Origin of the sequence: Lentibacillus jeotgali (genome assembly GCF_000224785.1) — a bacterium.
Lineage (GTDB): Bacteria > Bacillota > Bacilli > Bacillales > Amphibacillaceae > Lentibacillus > Lentibacillus jeotgali.
The window spans coordinates 164,933-184,787 of record NZ_AGAV01000019.1 but is presented as its reverse complement, the minus strand read 5'-3'; the positions used below and the strand labels follow the sequence as shown (position 1 = coordinate 184,787).

The following is a 19,855-nucleotide window of genomic DNA, read 5'->3' as shown; positions in this document are numbered from 1 at the left end:
TGAACTTGAGCGGTTTTTTTGGCAGTTAAGAAAATATGCCGGGGTTTTCTAATGACTTTAAGCATCATTCCCTAACAAGCAGCCTAAATATGTTAAACTTATAGAATTAGATATTTTCAAAGGAGCATTCCCCATGCAGAAAGTTAAAATGAATGTGCAGACCATGTACCACGGTGAGTTGCTGCGTGCAGGCAAAGTATATGAAGTAGAACAATCAACCGCCGAGCGCTGGATTGCCAGCAAAATTGCGGAAGAAGCTGAAGAAGAATAGTTAACCAATGGTGTTTTGGTAAAAAAACAGTATAATGCGTTAAAGGAGGTGAAGTAAATGAATGAGAAACGTCTGGAACGGATGGAAGACATGCTTTCCCAGTTTTGACTCACCCGGAAACAAAACCCTCGTACCACATCTCCGAATGATATGAACAAGGGTTTTTTCATCTATCATGAACGGTCACCAAAAAAGCAATTCCAGTAAAGTTGCCTGCAACACGCTATCGTTTAAAATACAGTTGATAATGCAGGGCACAACCCGGATTAAAGGCTGCTTGACATGAGGGGCAGCGGTAACTGCTTCCAAGATATTCGTTTATTGTGAGTTCTGCTTTACAATGCCCGCAAAGGATGGCTTTCCGGTCAAAGTCTTCCCTTGGCCAGACCCTAATCTCACCGCACCCGTATTGTTCATGGCATTGATAACACGGGAAATACTCACCACAGCAATAGAATTTTATCGCGATTCTATCGTTTTCAGTATGATAGTGCTCACAGCGCGTTTCGTCGTCGATTGCTCCTTTTATATTCATAGAAATCCCATCTCCTCTCTACCCTACTCTATCATAGTATAGGAATTATCCCATTTCAGAAGGTGCCACCTCACTGTCAGTAAAAAGGATGAAGCAGCCAAATGACTGCTTCATCCTCTTTTCGCTTCATATTTAAAATTTTAGTCATTCGGCTTTTCTTTTAATTCCTCGCCGTTCTTTCCTTCATAGCGCAATCCCCAGCCAGTCAGTGCTGCAACGAGCATAATAATGAACAAGAACCAACCCTGGAATACAAACGGAAACACTGCGGCCGGCTCAACGACTGGAAGCCATTCGTATGATTGTTCCTTCATCGTTTGAATGGTTGACCAGCCTAATAACACCGGTGCCCCCCATGGGAAAATATAACCTAATGCCGATGTTACAGCATCAAGCATATTCGCCATCCGATAGCGGTGAATTTTGTATTTTGAACCAATTTCCTTCACGAATGGTGCAGCCGCAATTTCTGCCGCCGTATTGATAGTAATAGAACTATTCAGTAGTGCGACAATTGCCCATATGGAAACTTCGGCTTTTCGGACGGAGTTTTTGATCCATTTGACCAGACCTTTCGTTATAGCTGCCATCGTTCCACCCAGTCTCATTAAGTGAGCAGCACCTACTATAAGCAGGATAAGGATTGCCATATTAAAATAGCCTGTCAGTCCGGAAACTAAAGCACCTTCAACAACCGCATCAGAATCCGGATTAAAACTTAATATATCCCCGAATGTTCCTAAGTTCAGCAAGAGAATCAACGGTATAGCTGATATAAGGCCCCATGTCAATGACGTCAGCAGATGGTGACCGGATAAAGCAAGGATAAGTACAATCGCAAAAGGCACCAGCATAATCAGTCCGCTCGCATTGACAGATTCAATTACAGAACTTACCGAAGTTTGACCGGCCGCGGAACTTCCACCACCGCCAAAAATTGCAAATAAGACAACCGCCGGTACAGCAGCGACGATTGAATACTTAAAACGGCTGCGTACCACCCCGGGAACATCGGCATCTTGTGTTGTTGCTGATACGATTGTTGTATCTGATACCGGTGCAAGGTTATCGCCGAATACCGCTCCGGCCAATATAGCCGCAAACATGAATGTTGGATCTGCCCCTACAGCAACCCCTGCTGGGTACATTAGAGTACAAAACGCAACCGTCGTGCCGTACCCGGTACCGACAGCAGTTGAAAAGGTTGCTGCCAGCAGAAAGGTCAATGCGACGAACATACCACCTTCAACACCTGTTACGGAACCTATCCAGACCAGCCCTTCAACGAGTCCGCCAACCTGCAGAACCTGCGCGAACATACCAGCGTAAAACCATGCCACCATTGCAATAACGCCGACAGGCTGAGCCAGTCCGTCGAATAACCCCTGTGCGTAGTCCTCCCATTTGCTTTTACACAACAACAATCCCAGCGTCAAACCAATAATAGCTCCCAGTACAAGTGCAACCTCGGACGATAGCTGCATCACACTGATTGTAATTGCCCAGACTACAAAAAACAATAGAGGAACCGCAGCTCCGAATGGCCCCAGCCGGAAATCTAGTTTATGAATCGTCTTATCTCCTGTAGCGCGATCCAATTCTTCATTGTTAGACAATGTCGTTCCCCCCTTATATCTTAGTAATTCAAGAATATTTAAACCCTCATACAGTTTATCATAGCTTTTGAAAATTATGAATAAAAAATGAATCGTGTTTAAAAACCATTTTTCCTATAGATAAACACCGATGCCTGGACCAAATGGAATACCCAGCAAGGCAAATGCCAGGAACAACAATATCCAGACGGTCAAAAAGACAAGACTGTATGGAAGCATAAGCGCCATCAGGGTTCCCAATCCCGCCTTTTTATCATATTCCCGCATAAAGGCGAGGACAATAACGAAGTACGGATTCATTGGCGTCACGATATTTGTCGATGAATCGGCGATACGATAGGCAGCTTGAATAAAAGCTGGATGGTAGTCCAAAAAATAAAACATTTTAAGAAACACGGGGGCTTCAAGCCCCCATTGGGCAGCCCCGCTGAAAACCAACAGATTCAGTAAAGCTGTCAGCAATATAAAAAGCACCACAACCGTCAGACCTGTCATATCAACAGACTCTAAAAATGATGCACCGATCACTGCTAGCCATGAGCCGATATTCGTCCATTCAAAATAGGCAATAAACTGGGACACAGCAAAGATGAGCACGATGAAACTTGACATGTCTTTCATCGACTCACCCATATATTTGGCAATGGACCTGGTATTTTCGATTTTTTTCAAGGTTACCCCGTATGCAACACCAATCGTAATAAAAAACAGCATAATAATCGGTACAATACCGGAGATAAATGGTGACGGAATCATGCCGCCTTCTTGATTGCGTAATGGTGAGTCAGGCCAGACCAGAACGAATACCAGGATAGCAATGTAGCAAAAAGCAGCAATAGCAGCATTGCGCAGGCCCTTTTTTTCCTGAGGTGTTGTTTCTTCAAACTCTCTTGTCACACCACCATCATATTGGCCAAGTCTCGGCTCAACAATTTTTTCCGTGACCAGTCCGCCCATCGTCGTAAGCACCAGTGTCGAAACAATCATAAAGTACCAGTTATCAACCGGTGTAACCGTTGCCGCACCTTCAATAGTCTGCATAACTTCTGTCGATATTCCTGATAAAACAGCATCTGTATTGGCAACAATAATATTAGCCGTAAAACCGGCACCGACGCCGGCAAACCCGGCGGCCAATCCTGCCAACGGATGTCTCCCAACATTATAAAAAACCATAGCTGCAAGCGGTGGAACAATAACAAATGCAGCATCTGCAGCAAGGTTGCCAAGAATTCCGGTAAAAACGACCGCATAGGTAATAAGTGCCCTTGGTGCACGAAGTATTGTATTTTTGATAAACGTTTCCAGAAGCCCGACTTTATTCGCAAGCCCGACACCAAGCATCATGGTAAGCACAATGCCAAGTGGTTTGAAACCCACAAAATTGTCGATAACTGATGTTACCATGAACTCCAGCCCTGCAGCAGACAAGAGACTTTTAATCGATAACTGTTCATCACTGCCAGGTTGTGTAAACGTTACATTAAATAATGAAATAAAGCCGGATATGAATATAACCAATAGCGCAAGCAACACAAATAACATGAACGGATCAGGCAGTTTGTTTCCCACTCGTTCAATGCCATTCAGAAATCGATGAAAGCCGGCGTTTTTGTCCTGTTTTTGTTTGTTCGCCATCACTGCTGCTCCTCCTTGTTGACTTCACGAATAGTTTGCCATATTATTAGCAACTTATTATTTTAATAAAATAACATACACTATAATCCCTATGAAACTAGTCTGTGTTATTCAGTATTTTGTGAAAGTATCATCTTTTTGCTTAAAATAAGTGTCACTTGAATATAACAGGAATTGACACACAATAAAAGGATCCCTGCCACCGCAAGAATCCTGAGCATAAGACTATTCTTTTAGTTTGGACAGTGCCTCTGCAAGTGCATTATTCTTAAACCCGTCATCCTGATTTTTTAGGTATTTGTTGACGTCCTTTTTGGATACTTTCGCACTTTTCTGTTCTTCCTTCCGTTTATTGAAATCGGACAGCTTTTCAGAAAAACCGCACTGGCACGTGAATGTTTTGCCGTCACCCTCGCCGCGCAACACCATCCGCTTGTGGCAATTCGGGCACCTGGCATTTGTTCGCTTGAAAATATTCTTTTTGTAGCCGCATGAACGATCCTGACAAACAAGCATCTTACCTTTTTTGTTATCGATTTCCATCATGAGTTTCCCGCAATTCGGGCATTTGCTTCCGGTCAGGTTATCATGTTTGAATTTATCATCACTCATTTTAATCTGACGGACAATTTCTTTTGTATAGCCTTTGATGTCGCCGATAAATTGATTTTTATTTAATTTGCCTTCTGCAATTTGACCCAGCTTCGTTTCCCAATCTGCCGTAAGTGCCGGCGATTTAAGTTCTTCCGGAACAAGTTCAAGCAGCTGCCGGCCTTTCGATGTTGTAAAAATATGCTTGCCGCGCAACTCCATCAGTTGACTGTTGAACAATTTTTCGATGATATCAGCCCGGGTCGCGACGGTACCGATGCCTCCGGTTTTGCTGATCGTTTTGGCCAGATGCTTTTCATCCTGTTTCATATATCGCACCGGATTTTCCATTGCCTGCAGGAGCGCCCCTTCTGTAAAACGTTCGGGGGGCTTGGTTTCACCATTCGTCAGACTGATTTTGATACCGGAAAGTTCAGCACCTTTTTGCACATCGGGCAATTGCTGATCGCCGTCTGTACCGTTATCGCTATATATTTCTTTCCACCCTTGCTTTTTAACATTTTTCCCTTTAGCAATGAAATGCTCACCGCCAATCTCAGTTTCGATTGTCAGCTGTTCATATTCATATGGTTCTGACAACACAGCCAGGAAGCGCTTGACGACAAGGTCATAAATCTTCCGTTCTTTGTCATTCAGATCTGCCGGTATGACACGTTCTTCTGTCGGAATAATCGCATGGTGATCGGATACTTTTGCATTATCAACAACTGATTTAGGAAGTTTCCATTCTTTTTTCATCAATTTACCCGCTACTGGTGCATACTGATCCACATTGACAGCTTTCACACGGTCCTTCAGTGTCGGCACGATATCCGACGACAGCACGCGTGAGTCAGTCCTCGGATATGTAAGAACTTTATGCTGCTCATACAGCTTTTGCATCAGCGACAGTGTTTGCTTTCCGGAAAATCCGAAAATCCGGTTCGCATCACGCTGCAATTCAGTCAGATCATATAGTTGCGGTGCATGCTTCTTTTTATATGATTTACTAATATTTGTGATTTTCGCCGGTTTGTTTTTAAGCTGAGTGAGCAGTTTTTCCGCTTTTTCTTTGGAAAAAATCCGGCTGTTATTTTTATTGTCCTGCCACGTCAGTGTCATGCCGGTACTTGTCTTCGCTTCAAGACCGTAAAATGTCTGTGGCTGGAATTCGTTAATCTCGTTTTCCCTTGCCCGCACCATTGCAAGTGTCGGTGTCTGCACCCGTCCGGTAGACAGCTGGGCATTGAATTTAGTCGTAAGCGCGCGTGTGGCGTTCAACCCGACGTACCAGTCGGCTTCAGAACGAGCCACGGCCGAAGCATAGAGATTTTCGTATTGTTTGCCCGGTTTTAGATTTTTAAAGCCTTCACGGATTGCCTTGTCAGTGACCGAGGAGATCCATAGCCGCTTTACAGACTTGTTGACGCGGGCTTTTTCAATAATCCAGCGGGCAACGAGTTCCCCTTCTCTCCCCGCATCAGTTGCAATAACAACATCACCCGCATCTTTGCGGTTCAGCTGGGTTTTCACCACATTGAATTGCTTGCCGGATTTTTTGATGACAACTAATTTCAGTCGGTTCGGCAGCATCGGCAGATCATCCAGACGCCACGTTTTCCATTTATCTTCATACATTTCGGGATCTGCGAGCGTTACCAAATGTCCCAGCGCCCATGTCACAATATATTTCGACCCTTCCAGAAAGCCATTGCCCTTTTTAGTGCAGTTCAGGACTCGGGCAATATCCCGGCCGACAGAAGGTTTTTCAGCTAATACAACAGTTTTGCTCATTTCATAAATCCTTTCTTGAATAGAGTGAAACTTCATTCAGTGGGCGTTTTTTTCCACGGAATGTTAATTGAACAGAATCGGGCATTTACTGGCAGTTAGACCCCGCTTATCCCCATTATTCTTCCTTATCATCTTGAAGGGGTCCTTCCTGCCAGTTACAAGCGGGATATTCTTTGTGATGCTACTGTAACACAATTTACAGTTTTACGCCGTTATCACACCTCCCGCCCGATTCCATACAATATCTTAGGTATTGGAATATACGGGACAGATATGGAAAGGAAAATGATATCGGTGCTTTATTATACCGGGCTTATTCTTTTAATTATCGGCGTCAGTATCGATGGATTTGGAGCTGGCATCTCTTATGGTCTTCGGCGTGTTCATGTCCCACTCGCAGCTCTGGGGATCATAATGCTTTGTTCAGGTTTGATCGTCTATATATCGATGATAATCGGTGATATGATTAAGTCACTAATCACTCCTGCTCTCACCGATAACATCGGCGGCATTATACTGCTGGCCATTGGGTTGTACTGTTTATATAACGTGGTTCGTTCCAAACAGGAGGCCCCTTCTGCAATAGTTTCCGATGAGGAGACATGGGATAATTTTAAAACCGTCATGAAAGAACCGTATCAGGCAGATTTGGACCAATCAGGGAGTATATCACTGTCTGAGGCTGTGTTTTTAGGATTTGCTCTGGCAATCGATGCATTCGGTGCGGGGCTGGGTGCCGCCATGCTCGGGTATTCACCCATCATAACAGCGGCTTCCATTGCTTTCATGAGCGGGTTATTTGTCATATGCGGTGTGCAAACGGGAATCTTTCTGTCACAAAAAAAATGGATGCAGCAATTGACACTGCTACCTCCACTTTTGCTCATGATCCTTGGAATTTTGAACATGATGTAGTCGTTTTATCTTGAATGACACAAAATTTGTGATGCCTTGAATTATAAAACTGAAATAATCCAGCCTATAACGACAATTGCGCCGATCACCATTAAAATCGTTCGAATCATCTGTTTCACCCTTTCAGGAATCGCTGTTTAACCACCACATTCCCTGAATGACAGACTAAAAAACATAACGTTTTTCAGATTACGACATTCAACAGCACTGTAACGGTTACAACACTAACCAAGGTTGTCACGAGCGTAATGCTGGAAACAATATCAGCTTTAGAGTCAAAAAACATATAATAAAACGTCAATCAGTATGACGTTTTTCCCCGATGATTGTTAGTTGAACCGAATCGGGAATTTATGGGCAGTTAGCTGCCGTTCTTTGGCGGCCTACTGTCCATAAATGCGAGGTAAAAGTGAAAACTTATGTGTTACTTTGAAATATAAAGGGGTACTCTTAAAGTAAGGGTACCCCTTTTCCAATACATATTAGGAAAGAAGGCATGATCATGAAAATTGGAACAACTCAAACCATGAAAGTGATGCGGCAAACAGAAGCAGGTTACATATTGCAAAACGATGTATTCCTGCCTGCTCAGACGATCGAAGCAGACCTGGAAACAGGCCAGAAAGTTGATGTGTTTCTCTATCACGATCAAAAAGGTAGTATTTTCGCAACAGGAAATCACCCCTCAGTTCAAGTAAATGAGTACGACTGGGTTGAAGTCATTGAGGTGATTCCCGAACTGGGAGCCTTTGTTGATATTGGTATCGAAAAGGACATCCTTGTTTCAAGCGATGACCTTCCGCGATTTGAAAGTGTTTGGCCAGCAAAAGGCGACATGCTGTTTGTCACACTTACAACAGACAAAAAAGGGCGGCTGCTAGCAGAACCGGCTTCTGAAAAATTTTTCGCGGAACATTGGGAACTAGCACCCGAAGAACTTATTAATAAACCCATCAGCGGACGCGTTTACAATGCCAACAAGGAAGGTTCTGCCATCATTTCTGAACACGGCTATCGCGGATTTATCCATCATACTGAGCGCAAACAGGAACCGCGTCTCGGGGAATGGGTGGAAGGACGGGTGATCCAAGTAAAAGCGGACGGGACATTGAATGTTTCCCTCAGACTGCTCAAGCAGCAAAGTATGCAGGAAGACGCAGACGACATTCTAAAACAGCTGGAACAAAACAGCGGCGTCATCCACTTTAGCGATAAAAGCGATTCTGAAGACATCCGCGGAACGTTTGGCATCAGCAAGGCCGCATTTAAGCGCGCGCTAGGTAAATTAATGAAAGAAGGGAAGATTGAGCAGCGCAATGGGAAAACCTATTTAATTCAGCCTTAGTTTTGGCAAAACAGCATTGCGGTCAAAGCTCAGGCCCGGGGATTACGTTTCCCCGGGCATAAAATACTGTCCTTCTGTTGATATTTTCGTTCTCCCGGTGATAATTCTTCGGTTCTGCCGGAAGATAAAAAATATCCGCCTTTCAGTCAGGCAGATATCTGTTCTTAATACGTTTAGATTATGAATGGCGATAGGTTTCGACAAGGGATGTTGCTATTCCAGCGAGTGCTGCAGCAAACAGGCTGGCTCCGCCCCATCCGCCAAAGCCTAATCCCATCATTTCGATTTTTGCAAATGATGAAATCGCCACCATGATAAGACCGGCAACAGACACTATAGCCATGGGAATAAAAATACCCACACCCCCATTAGATGATGCCAGGGAAACAATGATATTGGCGATCATGATGACCACCAGAATCGAAATACTGATAGTCAGGGCCACAAAAAACATAAACTCACCTCATCAAACTTTATTTTACTACATTACATTTTATCTATACGTTTAAACAAAGTCAATTTAATCCTTACATAAACAGGATTTTTCAAGAAAATGTCGAATACTTATTTCTGAGGAGGAGTGAACAGATGCAGACTTTTGAAGATTACAAATACACACGGCCTGATATGAAGCGGGAAAAAGAAACATTCCATAACCTTTTGAAAAAATTCAGGGCCGCTTCAACCATCGATCAACAAAATGAGGCGGTTGCCGAGATTAACGATTTTCGCAATCGGCTGGCAACACTTGAAAACTTGGTTTATATTCGAGCCTCAATTGATATGAACGATGACTACTACCAGGCAGAACGTGATTTTTTCGATGATATTGAACCGGAAATACAGGAAATGACCACGACATTTTACAAAGAACTGCTGGGGTCCCCCTTTCGACGTGATTTGGAAGATACATGGGGCACACAGCTGTTTAAAATTGCTGAATCCGAAATAAAAATTTTTTCACCGGAAGTCATGCCATTACTGCAAAAAGAAAACAAGTTGTCGACTGAATATTCCAAGCTGGTCGCCTCAGCCCAGATGGAATTCAACGGTGATACATACACACTTGCTCAGCTAAGTCCTTTTACGGAACATACGGACCGTTCCATTCGTAAAAAAGCTGTCGAAGCCAGTGCCGGCTTTTTTGCCGAAAACGCTGAGAAGTTTGATGACATTTATGACCAGCTTGTGAAAACACGTCATGAGATTGCTGTCGCCTTAGGCTATCAAAACTTTGTGGAGCTCGGCTATCTTCGTATGCAGCGTATTGACTATGATGCAGATATGGTGGCTAACTTCCGCAAGCAGGTGCGGGAATCAATTGTACCGCTCGTTACAAAACTTTATGAGAAGCAGGCAGCGCGAATCGGTGTGGACAAACTTAAATTTCACGATGAAAATCTCGAGTTCCCTGATGGCAACGCCACTCCAAAAGGGTCGTCTGAATGGATTATTGACAACGGCAAAAAAATGTATGCCGAACTGTCGCCTGAAACAAAGACGTTTTTCCAGTTTTTGCTTAACCGTAATCTGATGGATCTGGAAGCGAAACAGGGCAAGGAAGCAGGCGGGTACTGCACTTTTATCGAGGACTACGAATCACCATTCATCTTTTCCAATTTCAATGGAACGTCAGGTGACATTGATGTACTGACGCATGAAGCAGGGCATGCCTTTCAGTTTTACTCCAGCCGCAAAATCGGCATTCCGGAATACATCATACCAACAAGTGAAGCAGCTGAGATTCACTCAATGAGCATGGAATTTTTCACATGGCCATGGATGTCACTATTTTTCGAAGAAGAAACCGATAAATATCTATACGCGCATTTGGCAGAAGGCCTGGAATTCCTGCCATACGGTGTCGCTGTGGATGAATTTCAGCATCTTGTATACGAAAATCCAGACTGGACGCCTGACGAGCGCAAAGATGCATGGAAACAGCTCGAAGGAATTTATCTTCCGCACCGCGATTATGACGGAATTCCATACCTTGAAGATGGCGGATTCTGGCAGAGACAGGGCCATATTTATGAGGTGCCATTTTATTATATCGATTACACTTTAGCGCAAATATGTGCCTTCCAGTTCTGGAAACGATCACGCGAAGAACCGGAAGCTGCCTGGGAAGACTACCTTCATTTGTGCAAACTGGGCGGATCCAAATCATTCCTTGGACTGGTTGAATCAGCCAACCTCACTTCCCCGTTTGCAGATGGCTGTGTTGATTCAGTCGTTAAACCCATAAAAGAGTGGCTTGAACAAAACAGTTAAAAAACTACAAGGACTGCTATCAATTCCAGCAGTCCTTTCTTTTAGTATACATACGTTTTTCATCGCCCTCTTACGCTACACGGTTACCTGTTCATTGGGTATTTGTCTTCCCCACACTTTATTCATGATAAAGGCTAGAATGAATAAGACAACAGCTCCGACAATGATAGCCAGTACGGGGGAACCTGAGAGTCCAACTGTGAGAAATGACATGATACCACTGATTCCCGCCGTAATCGCATATGGAATTTGTGTATTCACGTGGTCAATGTGGTCGCTTCCGGATCCTGCCGAGGACAGGATCGTCGTATCGGAAATTGGTGAACAGTGGTCCCCAAAGATTCCGCCGCTAAATACGGCAGCAATTGCCAAATACATCGAAATATCCATTGATGCAGCGAGCGGCATAGCAATCGGAATCATGATTGAAAATGTTCCATATGAAGTACCTGTCGTAAACGCAACAATTGCTCCGATCAAGAAAAGCAGTACCGGAATAATGGCAGTTGATGTTGTCTGTTCAACAAAATGAACGATATATTCTGCCGTTCCAACTTCTGTTGTGACACTGCCGATAGACCAGGCTAATATCAAAATGATGTAAACGATCATCATACTACGGAACCCGCTGACAATGATGGACATGGATTCTTTAAATGAGTAAAGTTTTTGCTGCATTCCCATTACAAGTGCTACAACTCCGGCCACAAATGCAGCGATTAAAATCGATGTTGCGCCATCAGCTTCCCCAAATGCCGTCACAAAACTTTTTTCTGGGTATCCCCCGGTCCACAGGAACAGCGGTGGAATCATACCGACCAGTACAATAATCGGAACAACCATGCTGCGGATTTTAGGCTTATAACCCTCTGGCATGTCAACTTCAGCCATTTGATCATCAGACGGCGGCTCAGCATCATCCCGAATGACTTTACCGGAAGTGCGCGCACGATGTTCCGCTTGTGCCATCGGTCCGAAATCCCATTTCAGGAAAACAATGATTCCAACAAGGATAATAGCTAAAATAGCATAAAAATTAAATGGAATTGAAAAAATATAGGTCATGTATTCCGATTCAGAAATTCCCATTTCGGTATACTGTGCCCCGATCAGCCCCATTACAAAAACCACCCACGTCGACACCGGGCCTAAAAGACACATCGGTGCAGATGTGGAATCCACGATATAGGCTAATTTTTCGCGTGATACACGCATTTTGTCAGTCACCGACCGCATCACACTTCCAACTGTCAGCGCGTTAAAATAGTCTTCAAAGAAAATAATCAGCCCGAACACCATCGTCGAGCCTTGCGCACCTCTTGGTGTTTTAACTTTTGAGGAAATGGCATTGGCAATAGCTTCTGCACCACCAGTCTTTTGCAAAAAAGCAATCAATACACCAAAAAGTCCGCAATAAATCAGCACAGTCGCATTCCATGGATCACCCGCACTGGGAATAATAAAGTCACTAAAGGTTGCATACACTCCCATGAACGGGTTCCAGTCATACATCATTGTCGCTCCCAGCCAGACCCCGACAAATAAGGCAGGAATAACATTACGGGTAATGAGAGCCAGTACAATTGCTATGACGGGAGGCAGCAGCGACAGGATACCAAACTCCATATTTTACTCTCCCTTCCTAAATAATGGACATACTTGTTAAGAATATATGTCATATCTTCTCATATTATTTGCATGAATAGAAGATGAAATTAATACCACCTTAAAAATTTTTCTTCATAAACAAAAAAGCCGCTTCAGACAACTGAAACGGCTTTTTTCCAGTGCAAGCCCACTTAATAAATTATTTGTTATTTTGGGACATGCCTGATTCGGCTATTTTGATCATGCGCTTGACCATTTCGCCTCCCACAGAGCCATTTTCACGTGCAGTTGTATCCGCTCCGGGCTGGACACCAAATTCATTTGCAATTTCTTCTTTCATGTTTTCCATTGCATCCTCTGCTCCAGACACCAACAAATCATTTTTGTTATTTGCCACAACTGATCACTCCTCGTGGGAATTCGAACAGATCTTGAATTAATCTGTTCATCATTAGTTTTTGGTATTAACGGCGCTTTAACCCTGTTAAAATATGCATATGTAAGTGGCCGCCTCATGTTTGAACGGTCCCGTTGAAATTGTGAAGTGTAGCAAATCAGGCTATTACCCGCGCCCACTCCGCCATCCAAATAGATTTACAGCAAAACATTTCTTCGCAAAATTTCAACCTCTATGCTAAAATGCTTTTATAACTATATTGACTAGGGAGATCAACATGGCATACAAGATTTTATTTCTCGATATTGACGGAACGATTTTAAAACCGGACCACACTTTCTCTGACATCACAAAGCAGGCGATAGCTTCTGTCAAAAAACAGGGCGTTGAAGTTTTTCTTGCGACAGGCCGGCCGCTTCATGAAATCAGCGAACTGGCAGAGGAACTGGACGTCCATTCATTTATCGCATACAACGGTGCTTTTGCCATTCACCAGGGAAAAACGATCGTAAATGAACCAATCCCATTGAAAAACATAGAGCAATTTATTGATATCGCAGAGAAAAATGACCACGAACTGATCATGTACACGCGTGACAAGAATTATTTCACAAGTCTTGATCGACCATTTATCAGCCAATTTATCGACATATTTGATCTAAAAAAGAATGCAGTGTTCACGCCTGACATCATGGACAAGATACTGGGTGCGACAGTCCTTAATGTGTCAACGGAAAAAGTCCGCCTGTATGAGATTGAATCCAATCTGCGCCTTTCTCCTGTTCATGTCAATGGAGCGGAGCACAGTTATGATATTCTGCGAAAAAACGTGAACAAAGGTTATTCAGTAGAACAAATTCTCAGCCTGCTGGACATCTCCCGTGATCAGGCCATTGCCTTTGGTGATGGTATGAATGACAAGGAAATGCTAGGCGCTGTCGGTGAGGGATTTGCCATGGGTAATTCCCATGAAGATCTGTTTCGTTATGCCAAGCACAGAACAGCGACTGTTGCCGATGAGGGCATCGCCTATGGTCTTAAACAACTTGGTCTATTTCAGCATGCATAAGGGACGGGGCAACGACCTTGTCCTTATTTTTATATATAAGTATCCTGTTTTCCGATAAAGTCTTAATCACGCTACTTTCGTACTAGAAAATGACTTGCTAAGTAAATCACTTGCTTTGTTTGCTCATAAAGCAGCTTATCAGCCTTTTCCATACACTCCTTAAGTGACATCGGCTTGTTAACAATTGAGAAACAGCCTGCAAAATGTTCTCTTAACATATCCAAATCACCATCAAGACTGCCTGAAACCAAAACGGCGGGAACCTGATTTCTCTGTGCAAGGGAAGCAATATAGCCCGGTGCTTTTCCATAAAGTGTCTGTTCATCACTCTGCCCTTCCCCTGTCAGAACAAGACCAGCTTCTTGAATTGCTTCCTCAATATTTATAACTTCTGCTAAGAGTTTTGCTCCAGAAACAAGGTGACCTCCAATGGCTAATAAAGCAAAACCAAGACCGCCAGCAGCACCTGCACCAGCAATGTTTTTAAACCCTTTGTTCAATGTTGATTCTACTGTATCCCCAAGCTGGTTTAAGGCGTTATCATATTGCTTCAGTTCACTATCCGACAGCCCTTTTTGCGGTCCGTAAACGTATGTTGCCCCCCTTTCCCCGCAAAGCGGATTATCAACATCGCAGGCAACTTTAATGGTTGCTTTTTCAAGTCGTGGATCAATTTCTGCAAAACTGATATCAGTAATATGCTGCAGATCTCTGCCAAACTGACCGGTTTCCTTTCCATTCTGCTCCCATGCTTTCATTCCAAGCGCTTTAAGCATTCCTAGCCCACCATCGTTCGTTGCACTGCCCCCAAGCCCAATTACAAAGGATGTACACCCCTTATCAAGTGCATCAAGCATAACTTCGCCAATTCCAAACGTGGTGGTAACATCAGGATGCCGTCTATCTTCGGGAACTTGAACTACCCCCGCAATATTGGCACATTCGATGATGGCTGTATTTGACTCAACGATGGCATATGTTGTTTCAATATTTTCACCTAATGATCCTGTACATCTAATATGAACTCGCTTCCCATCGGCGGCAGCAAGCAATGACTCAAGCGTTCCCTCACCGCCATCAGCCATTGGTTTCAAAGTAACGCTGGCGTTATTATCAACTGCTGTGACAGCTCTTTTCATGATTTCCGAGGCCTGAATCGATGTCAGACTGCCTTTGAAAGAATCCGGTGCAACAACAATATTCATAAAGGTTCTCCTTTTGATTATATTCTGGTTATCTCTAATATAATCCAGCCTGCCACTTGTTTCAATAAAATTCAGAATCAATTGTTTCTCAAAAATTTCAGCTCAAAAACCATACTAAAAGAGGACCCGGTCCAAGGCCCTCAATCATTTCTTCTCACTGTCAAAAATAATTCCATTTTCATGCCGGACTTTTTCTGTAACGGCCAACACATCATAACTGAGCTGTTTCAGCCGTTCATAGGCATCCAAATCGCGGGACTCAATAATCCGGGCAAATTCCCTGGCTTCATGGACCATATTGTTCGGGTGGGCGTCTGCCTGCAGCACTCTTTCTTCCGCGGATTCATTGTATACTATCCTTGGCCTGCACATATCCCCCGCGTTCTCAAACACTAACATCGCCTTTTCACCATGAATCTCGCATGTATTGGACGACTGGGTAATTTTTGAACAAAGAATCGTGGCCGTGAATTCAGGATATTCGAGTACATTCATGGCTTCCCATTTAAAAAGTCAGACAGCGATTTCGCCTGGTCAGGATAACCGGCAATCACTTCATCAGCCATGTCAGGAAACAGTCCGGTTTCCACAACACCGGTCAGCTGCTTCATTTGCTGATGCAACGCCTTTGGGTTGTTGATGGATCCGAAATCACAATCCACAATGTAATTCCCATTATCAGATACAAAAATACTGTCATCACCTTTCTGGCGGAGAACCGGATCACAGCTCAGTTCGGCAATTTTTTCAGCGGTCACTTCCCAGCCGAACGGTAAAATCTCAACCGGCAGTCTAAAAGCCCCAAGCCGGGAAACCAGTTTCGATTCATCCACAATAACAACAAACTTCCGGGCAGCTGCTGCAATGACTTTCTCACGTACGAGTGCACCACCACCGCCTTTGATCAGATTCCATTGATCGTCCACTTCGTCAGCACCATCAATCGCGACATCAAGTTCCCGGGCCTGGGAAAAGTCCGTGAGTGGCACACCAAACGCCTCAGCCCAGTTTTGAGTCTGACGTGAAGACGGAATACCTTTTATATCCAGACCAGCTTGTACATGTTCGCCGAGTTTCCGGATCATCCAATAAACTGTCGAACCCGAACCCAGCCCGATTGTCATTCTATTTTCAATGTATTTCAATGACGCTTCTCCTGCAAGTTTCTTGGCATTATTCTGATTCGTCATGCCACCACCACTCCTTTGTCGATTTTTCATTTGGTGTCACTATTAATTCCATTCCACCACGTTCATCTGTCTGCGTCACGTGATATGCTCCTTCTACCCTGTCATTCATCTGATCATGATACCAGTCGCGTCTGACGATCTATTTATGTACACGTTTACGAATATCAACAGCACGATGCCGATTGCTGCAAGTATCCAAAGAACCGTCAGCAGTAATTTTCTTTTACGACGCTTAAGCTTTACAGGCTGTTTTGTAATCGTTTCTGCCTCCACTGGTAATAGCCCCCTTGGTTTGTGTTACTTTCCTAATATTTCGCCATACAGGTAAAAATCCCTGCAAAACAGTAAAAAGGACTCTTTACAGAAAAAGGAATTTGATATTACTATTAATTTAGCGAGTCCTATTTGTTTGTAATCAAGTCGCAATCAAATTGTAAGATTATTTTCTTTAAAAAACGGTAATAAACGATAATATCACGAGCGTAATCTATGGATAGTAATCCATACCTTTGACTATACCTTTTAGGAGTGGTTTGCATGAAAGGGATTGTACTTGCAGGAGGAAGCGGTACACGGCTCGCTCCCAGCACAAATGGCGTAAATAAACATTTGCTCAATGTCTATGATAAACCGATGATTTACTATCCGTTATCTGTTTTGATGCTTGGCGGCATTAAAGATATACTGGTCATCAGCACACCGGACGATATGCCGCGTTTCAGGGAAATGCTTGGTGATGGCTCCGCATTCGGCATCAGGCTACATTATATGGAACAGGCGAATCCGGATGGCATTCCCGAAGCCTTTATCCTGGCTGAGGACTTTATCGGCAATGATGATGTCACCTTGATTCTTGGTGACAATATATTTTATGGGCAAGGATTCACGACACTTTTCCGAAACGCTCTCAAGAACCACAAAAACGCTACTATTTTCGGCAGCCGCGTAAAAGATCCCGAACGCTTTGGTGTTGTCGAATTTGATGAAAAACAAAAAGTTCTGTCCCTTGAGGAAAAACCGGAAGACCCAAAATCGGATTTTGCAGCGGCGGGCCTGTACATTTATGACAACCGTGCGGCACAGATCGCAAAACGGCTGCCATATTCCGACCGCGGCGAAACAGAAATCACCGATTTGAACAAGGAATATTTAAAAGGCAATCAGCTTGATGTCCAATTGCTGGGTAGAGGGTTTGCCTGGATGGATGCGGGCACCCATGAATCCCTGTTTGAAGCATCCGAATTCGTCAAGATAACGCAGCAGCGGCAAGGGTTCAAAATCGCCTGCCTGGAGGAAATTGCTTATTATATGGGCTATCTCAGCAAACAGGCACTTTATGAAAAAGGCGAACGAATGAAAAAGACTGACTACGGACAATACCTGATGGAAATTGCCAACCGGAGACATTCAGAGCAATATTGGGAAACAATTGATAAAAATCCGATACTGGAGCTGGTTCAAAATGAGTAAGACCCTTCTTGTTACGGGCGGAGCGGGCTTTATTGCCTCCAATTTCATTCATCATATCATGCAGCGGTACCCTGACTACCGGATAATCAACATGGATAAACTGACGTATGCCGGGTCCGATACCAATGTACAAGATGCTGCTGTTTCTGATAACTATCAGTTTATCAAGGGTGACATCGCTGATGAACAGCTGGTAAACAGCGTTTTCACCGAATATGACGTTGACGGTGTCATTCATTTCGCCGCTGAATCACATGTTGACCGCTCAATCAATGATGCCAAAGCTTTTATTGAATCAAATGTGCTTGGAACCAATGTCCTTCTGCAGGCTGCGCGTGACGACTGGGACAAGAAAGACGAGTTGGCAGCAAGGCGTTTTCACCAGATTTCCACCGATGAAGTGTATGGGGCACTTGATTTGGAAACAGACGAAAAATTTCATGAGCAAACACCCTATGACCCGCGTAACCCATACAGTGCATCGAAAGCCGGTGCTGACATGCTCGTAAAAAGCTTTGCTCGAACGTACGGCATGAATGTTGTCACTTCCAGCAGTTCCAATAATTATGGACCGCGTCAACATTCGGAGAAACTGATTCCAACCATCATTTCAAATGCACTTAGTGGCAAGCCGATACCATTGTATGGAGATGGAAAGAATGTGCGTGACTGGCTCTACGTTGAGGATCACTGCCGGGCAATCGACCTCATTTTCCATGAAGGCAAAACTTTAGAAAAATACAATGTCGGCGGCAGTAATGAACGGACTAACATTGAGCTTGCCATGATGATTTGTGATATTCTCGATCATTTAAAACCCAAGCGGCATAGTTACAAAGAACTGATCACATATATCGGTGATCGCAAAGGTCATGATAGGCGATATGCAGTTGATGACAATAAAATCAGAGAATCGTTAAGCTGGAAACCTCTGATGACATTTCATGAGGGACTTAATAAAACAGTAGAATGGTATGTTGACCAATGGGAAAAAGTCACCCTTTAATTTCTGTTGTTATTCCGGTATATGGCTGCAGGGCTTGTCTGCATGACCTATGCAATCGTATCATAACCACTATCGAATCGATTCCAGCCGATTTGGAAATTATCCTTATCAACGACGCGAGTCCTGATCATGCATGGGAAGCAATTCAAGAACTCAACAAGCAGGACAGCCGGATCAAAGGGATTGATTTTGCCCGCAACTTTGGACAACACCACGCTATTACGGCCGGACTCGATTATGCCTCCGGCGACTGGATTGTCGTCATGGATTGTGACCTGCAGGATCGTCCTGAAGAAATCGCATCTTTATATGATAAGGCGCAAGTTGGGTATGAGGTTGTATTTGCAAACCGGGTTGAGCGTCAGGATAGTTGGTTTAAACGCACGACATCGCAATTGTTTTACCGTGTTTACGACTATTTTACCGGGAAAACCTCCGATCACACGATAGCCAATTTCAGCATCAGCCAGAGAAAGGTTGTCCTTGCGTTCAGGCAAATGCGTGAACAGAACCGTTTCTTTCCGATGTTCATCCAGTGGATGGGCTACAAAACAACCGGCATTCCGGTCGAGCATAATGCTAGGAAAGAAGGCAAAACGTCTTACAATCCCAAAAAACTGATCACGCTGGCGACAGACGCCATCATATCCCAATCCAATAAACCGCTGAGGCTGTCTATACAGTTTGGTTTCTTATTAGCCTTTGGATCATTACTGTATGGTCTTTATTTGTTTGTGCGTTACTTCTTTCTGGCTCAACCCGTCCAAGGATGGACCAGTGTGATGGTCTCGCTTTATTTTATCGGCGGCCTGATATTTTTCAACTTCGGTATTCTCGGTATGTATATAGGGAAAGTCTTTAATGAAGCAAAGGGCAGACCCCTGTACCTAATCCGTGAAACGACCGAAGATAATGATGAACAGAGGTGATT

Annotated in this window: 19 protein-coding genes; 8 read left to right on the top strand and 11 right to left on the bottom strand. The window is 43.9% G+C overall.

The features are described 5' to 3' along the window. Window positions 1–133: 133 nt before the first annotated feature. On the top strand, window positions 134–271 hold the full coding sequence (locus tag ON01_RS19655; protein ID WP_010532077.1) for a hypothetical protein: 138 nt from the start codon (window positions 134–136) through the stop codon (window positions 269–271). A gap of 223 nt (window positions 272–494) precedes the next feature. Here the strand turns inward: ON01_RS19655 and ON01_RS16305 are convergent, their stop codons facing one another. The 4 genes from ON01_RS16305 to ON01_RS16290 form a co-directional block, all read right to left on the bottom strand. After that, on the bottom strand, window positions 495–806 hold the full coding sequence (locus ON01_RS16305) for a CHY zinc finger protein (RefSeq protein WP_010532076.1): 312 nt from the start codon (window positions 804–806) through the stop codon (window positions 495–497). Between the two features lie 140 nt (window positions 807–946). Continuing rightward, the gene (locus ON01_RS16300) at window positions 947–2,422 is read right to left on the bottom strand and encodes a Na+/H+ antiporter NhaC family protein (protein WP_010532075.1); all 1,476 of its coding nucleotides are present in this window, start codon (window positions 2,420–2,422) and stop codon (window positions 947–949) included. 114 nt (window positions 2,423–2,536) lie between these two features. Then, a complete protein-coding gene (locus tag ON01_RS16295) occupies window positions 2,537–4,060 on the bottom strand; it encodes an AbgT family transporter (RefSeq protein WP_010532074.1) in 1,524 nt (507 codons plus the stop codon). A 225-nt stretch (window positions 4,061–4,285) separates the two neighbouring features. Further along, entirely contained in the window at window positions 4,286–6,445 is a 2,160-nt protein-coding gene (locus ON01_RS16290; RefSeq protein WP_010532073.1) for a DNA topoisomerase III, read from the bottom strand. 273 nt (window positions 6,446–6,718) lie between these two features. Here ON01_RS16290 and ytaF point away from each other — a divergent pair, with 273 nt between their 5' ends. Next, window positions 6,719–7,360, top strand: a complete 642-nt coding sequence (ytaF, locus tag ON01_RS16285; protein WP_083838414.1) for a sporulation membrane protein YtaF — start codon at window positions 6,719–6,721, stop codon at window positions 7,358–7,360. Between the two features lie 502 nt (window positions 7,361–7,862). Beyond that, window positions 7,863–8,705: a S1-like domain-containing RNA-binding protein gene (locus tag ON01_RS16280; RefSeq protein ID WP_010532071.1), complete on the top strand. Its 843-nt coding sequence runs from the start codon at window positions 7,863–7,865 to the stop codon at window positions 8,703–8,705. Window positions 8,706–8,883: 178 nt separating this feature from the next. On the opposite strand, the gene ON01_RS16275 is transcribed toward ON01_RS16280, so the two are convergent. Further along, entirely contained in the window at window positions 8,884–9,159 is a 276-nt protein-coding gene (locus ON01_RS16275) for a hypothetical protein (RefSeq protein WP_010532070.1), read from the bottom strand. Window positions 9,160–9,293: 134 nt separating this feature from the next. Between ON01_RS16275 and ON01_RS16270 the strand changes: the two genes are divergently transcribed. Further along, window positions 9,294–10,979, top strand: coding sequence for a M3 family oligoendopeptidase (locus tag ON01_RS16270; RefSeq protein WP_010532069.1), 1,686 nt, complete (start codon window positions 9,294–9,296; stop codon window positions 10,977–10,979). Between the two features lie 75 nt (window positions 10,980–11,054). On the opposite strand, the gene ON01_RS16265 is transcribed toward ON01_RS16270, so the two are convergent. Further along, the gene (locus ON01_RS16265) at window positions 11,055–12,605 is read right to left on the bottom strand and encodes a Na+/H+ antiporter NhaC family protein (RefSeq protein WP_010532068.1); all 1,551 of its coding nucleotides are present in this window, start codon (window positions 12,603–12,605) and stop codon (window positions 11,055–11,057) included. A 181-nt stretch (window positions 12,606–12,786) separates the two neighbouring features. Beyond that, the gene (locus ON01_RS16260) at window positions 12,787–12,984 is read right to left on the bottom strand and encodes an alpha/beta-type small acid-soluble spore protein (RefSeq protein WP_010532067.1); all 198 of its coding nucleotides are present in this window, start codon (window positions 12,982–12,984) and stop codon (window positions 12,787–12,789) included. 277 nt (window positions 12,985–13,261) lie between these two features. Here ON01_RS16260 and ON01_RS16255 point away from each other — a divergent pair, with 277 nt between their 5' ends. After that, complete coding sequence (locus ON01_RS16255; RefSeq protein WP_010532066.1) at window positions 13,262–14,053, top strand: HAD family hydrolase; 792 nt, start codon at window positions 13,262–13,264, stop codon at window positions 14,051–14,053. Window positions 14,054–14,124: 71 nt separating this feature from the next. Here ON01_RS16255 and ON01_RS16250 read toward each other — a convergent pair whose 3' ends face one another. The 4 genes from ON01_RS16250 to ON01_RS19650 all read right to left on the bottom strand — a co-directional run bounded on the left by ON01_RS16250 (window position 14,125) and on the right by ON01_RS19650 (window position 16,721). Next, complete coding sequence (locus ON01_RS16250; protein ID WP_010532065.1) at window positions 14,125–15,258, bottom strand: glycerate kinase; 1,134 nt, start codon at window positions 15,256–15,258, stop codon at window positions 14,125–14,127. A gap of 144 nt (window positions 15,259–15,402) precedes the next feature. Next, the gene (locus ON01_RS16245; protein ID WP_010532064.1) at window positions 15,403–15,753 is read right to left on the bottom strand and encodes a hypothetical protein; all 351 of its coding nucleotides are present in this window, start codon (window positions 15,751–15,753) and stop codon (window positions 15,403–15,405) included. Then, entirely contained in the window at window positions 15,750–16,448 is a 699-nt protein-coding gene (rpiA, locus tag ON01_RS16240) for a ribose-5-phosphate isomerase RpiA (protein WP_010532063.1), read from the bottom strand. The genes ON01_RS16245 and rpiA overlap by 4 nt, the downstream gene beginning before the upstream one ends. Window positions 16,449–16,553: 105 nt before the next feature. Further along, window positions 16,554–16,721, bottom strand: coding sequence for a hypothetical protein (locus ON01_RS19650; RefSeq protein ID WP_175284970.1), 168 nt, complete (start codon window positions 16,719–16,721; stop codon window positions 16,554–16,556). A gap of 264 nt (window positions 16,722–16,985) precedes the next feature. On the opposite strand from ON01_RS19650, the gene rfbA reads away from it, so the two are divergent. The 3 genes from rfbA to ON01_RS16225 are packed head-to-tail and all read left to right on the top strand — an operon-like array spanning window position 16,986 to window position 19,853. Beyond that, entirely contained in the window at window positions 16,986–17,918 is a 933-nt protein-coding gene (gene rfbA / locus ON01_RS16235; protein WP_010532062.1) for a glucose-1-phosphate thymidylyltransferase RfbA, read from the top strand. Further along, window positions 17,911–18,924, top strand: coding sequence for a dTDP-glucose 4,6-dehydratase (gene rfbB / locus ON01_RS16230; protein ID WP_010532061.1), 1,014 nt, complete (start codon window positions 17,911–17,913; stop codon window positions 18,922–18,924). Before rfbA ends, rfbB begins: the two co-directional genes overlap by 8 nt. After that, window positions 18,903–19,853 (top strand): glycosyltransferase family 2 protein, encoded by a 951-nt coding sequence (locus ON01_RS16225; protein ID WP_010532060.1) that lies wholly within the window; start codon window positions 18,903–18,905, stop codon window positions 19,851–19,853. Before rfbB ends, ON01_RS16225 begins: the two co-directional genes overlap by 22 nt. The last annotated feature ends 2 nt before the right edge of the window (window positions 19,854–19,855 follow it).

Coding starts and splice junctions, on each gene's coding strand:
- ON01_RS16265 (WP_010532068.1), bottom strand. CDS start 12,605: ATGGAGTTTGGTATCCTGTCGCTGCTGCCTCCCGTCATAGCAATTGTA.
- rfbA (WP_010532062.1), top strand. CDS start 16,986: ATGAAAGGGATTGTACTTGCAGGAGGAAGCGGTACACGGCTCGCTCCC.
- ON01_RS16275 (WP_010532070.1), bottom strand. CDS start 9,159: ATGTTTTTTGTGGCCCTGACTATCAGTATTTCGATTCTGGTGGTCATC.
- ytaF (WP_083838414.1), top strand. CDS start 6,719: ATGGAAAGGAAAATGATATCGGTGCTTTATTATACCGGGCTTATTCTT.
- ON01_RS16305 (WP_010532076.1), bottom strand. CDS start 806: ATGAATATAAAAGGAGCAATCGACGACGAAACGCGCTGTGAGCACTAT.
- ON01_RS16295 (WP_010532074.1), bottom strand. CDS start 4,060: ATGGCGAACAAACAAAAACAGGACAAAAACGCCGGCTTTCATCGATTT.
- ON01_RS16250 (WP_010532065.1), bottom strand. CDS start 15,258: ATGAATATTGTTGTTGCACCGGATTCTTTCAAAGGCAGTCTGACATCG.
- ON01_RS16245 (WP_010532064.1), bottom strand. CDS start 15,753: ATGAATGTACTCGAATATCCTGAATTCACGGCCACGATTCTTTGTTCA.
- ON01_RS16270 (WP_010532069.1), top strand. CDS start 9,294: ATGCAGACTTTTGAAGATTACAAATACACACGGCCTGATATGAAGCGG.
- ON01_RS16280 (WP_010532071.1), top strand. CDS start 7,863: ATGAAAATTGGAACAACTCAAACCATGAAAGTGATGCGGCAAACAGAA.
- ON01_RS16225 (WP_010532060.1), top strand. CDS start 18,903: ATGGGAAAAAGTCACCCTTTAATTTCTGTTGTTATTCCGGTATATGGC.
- ON01_RS19655 (WP_010532077.1), top strand. CDS start 134: ATGCAGAAAGTTAAAATGAATGTGCAGACCATGTACCACGGTGAGTTG.
- ON01_RS16255 (WP_010532066.1), top strand. CDS start 13,262: ATGGCATACAAGATTTTATTTCTCGATATTGACGGAACGATTTTAAAA.
- rfbB (WP_010532061.1), top strand. CDS start 17,911: ATGAGTAAGACCCTTCTTGTTACGGGCGGAGCGGGCTTTATTGCCTCC.
- ON01_RS16290 (WP_010532073.1), bottom strand. CDS start 6,445: ATGAGCAAAACTGTTGTATTAGCTGAAAAACCTTCTGTCGGCCGGGAT.
- rpiA (WP_010532063.1), bottom strand. CDS start 16,448: ATGACGAATCAGAATAATGCCAAGAAACTTGCAGGAGAAGCGTCATTG.